The sequence below is a fragment of the Rhizorhapis suberifaciens genome (genome assembly GCF_014200045.1).
GTDB lineage: Bacteria > Pseudomonadota > Alphaproteobacteria > Sphingomonadales > Sphingomonadaceae > Rhizorhapis > Rhizorhapis suberifaciens.
Genome location: NZ_JACHOV010000028.1, coordinates 2537 through 4492, shown reverse-complemented (window position 1 = coordinate 4492; position 1956 = coordinate 2537). Strand labels below are relative to the sequence as shown.

The 1956-nt window shown below is 60.2% G+C and carries 3 protein-coding genes; all 3 read right to left on the bottom strand.

What is annotated here, in order from left to right; all coding sequences use genetic code 11:
* The coding region (locus HNQ99_RS16330; RefSeq protein WP_184477620.1) for an FAD-dependent oxidoreductase at window positions 1-515 on the bottom strand (515 nt) is incomplete at its 3' end.
* A gap of 31 nt (window positions 516-546) precedes the next feature.
* The gene (locus HNQ99_RS16325; RefSeq protein WP_184477618.1) at window positions 547-1047 is read right to left on the bottom strand and encodes an SRPBCC family protein; all 501 of its coding nucleotides are present in this window, start codon (window positions 1045-1047) and stop codon (window positions 547-549) included.
* Between the two features lie 45 nt (window positions 1048-1092).
* On the bottom strand, window positions 1093-1956 hold an 864-nt coding region (locus tag HNQ99_RS16320; RefSeq protein WP_184477616.1), incomplete at its 5' end, for a TIGR03619 family F420-dependent LLM class oxidoreductase.

The following is a 1956-nucleotide window of genomic DNA, read 5'->3' as shown; positions in this document are numbered from 1 at the left end:
TCTCCCGACCGGATACCCACGACGCGCCCATCTTCGACGATAAGGTCCGAAACGCGCGAACCCAGCGCCACCTCGACCCCCAGCGCGCCTGTAGCGTTGATCAGCGACTGGATGATGCCGATGCCCGCACCCAGGGCCTGGTGGCCGCGCGGGCGATCGGCGACGCCCGATTCGACGATCAGCTCTGGCGGAAATTCATTGCCCAGTTCGGTGAGCCAGTCGATGATGTAGGCGCCGCTTTCAGCGAGGCGTCTGGCCAGGGCCGGTTTGATCGACCACTGGTTCAGCGTCATCATATATTGATACATGTCTTCCGCTGAATCCGTGATTCCTGCGGCCTGCTGCACACTGGTTCCCGCCGCGAAGACGACTCCGCTGGCGAGAGCGGTAGCCCCTCCCAGTGAAGGCGCTGCTTCGACGATGATAACCGAGGCGCCCATCTTGGCGGCGTGGTAGGCAGCTGATAGCCCAGCGCCACCCCCGCCAACCACGACAACGTCATAATCTACCGACATCCGTATTTTCCTAACAAGTAAGTCGCGGCTTTCAGGCGGTGGTCTTCTGTGCGGCAAAGTGCCCGTTCAGCCCTTTGAAGATCATATCGTAGACCGCCTCCACGACGGCGCGGACATAGTCGGCGCTGCCTGGCTCGACAACATCGAACACCGAAGAAATGTGCATCTTCGTCCTGCCATCGGGCAGCGGATCGAGCGCCCAGGTCGCGATATAGTTGCGAACGCCCTCGATGAATCCCTCGGTGCCATTGTAAAACAGACGGCGTGCCACGGGATCCTCATGGAACAGTGTTTCGCGGTTGACGATGGGAAGGCCCCCTTCCTCGGTGTTCGACCGCTCGATCACCTTGGTGCGGGGAACGCTGCCCTTTTCCCCTTCGAGATAGCATTTGCTGACCTTCATGCCCGGTTCCTCCACCTCGTTGCCCCACCAGTCCATGACGCCCCAATCGGTCACCAGCGCCCACAGCGTGTCGGCATCGACATCGATGATCCCCTCGCGGCACCCAGTGCCCCGTTGAACAACAGTCATGATCATGTCTCCTTCATTCCAGCCAGCAAAGGGTCGCAACCGCGCTCAGGCGAACGCCTGCGCGACCTTGTGCAGGGTTTCCAGCGTCCGCCACTGGTCGTCGGCGCCCACGGAGGGAAGCTGGAGCAGGATGCGATTGAAACCCATCGCGTGCAACTCCTCGATCCGCTGCTTGAGCCGATCGGGGTTGCCTTCGAACATGCCCAGATGATGGGTGATGACCGTTTGATCGAGCTCTTCGATGGAGCGTCCCTTGCTCGTCATATATTCGCGAAGATCGGCCACGGCAGCGGGCATGGCATCATTCTGGTCAACCGGGATCCACCCGTCGCCATATTCAGCAATGCGGGGGAAGGCGAATTTGGTGTAAGCGCCGATCAGGACAGGCAGCTTGCCGCCTTTCACGGGCTTGGGCCCACACCACATTGGCGGGAACTTGACCATTTCGCCGTTGAACTCGGCAATTTCGTTGCCCCAGATTTGGCGCATCGCCAGCACGCATTCGCGCACCCATTTCCAGCGGTCTTCGAACGCCACGCCATAATCGGCCATCTCTTCCGCGCTCCAGCCGGCGCCGGCGCCCAGGATGAAGCGACCGCCCGAAAAATGATCGAGCGTTGCGATCCTGGTCGCCAGGCTGATCGGGTGGTGCTCGGTGATGATAGAAATGGAGGTGCCCAGCTTCAGCGTCTTCGTCACGGCCGCCACGGCCATGTGAGAGAGGAGTGGATCGTACATTTCCTTGAAGCTTTCAGGGACCTCCTTGTAGCTGCGACGCTCGGATTTCAGATCGACCGGAATATGGGTATGCTCGCCGAAAAAAAGCGATTCAAAGCCGTTGGCTTCGGCCCATTGTCCAAGAGCCGGTGGCGAAATGGTATCCTTGGTGCAAGCGGTGGCAAGACCGAT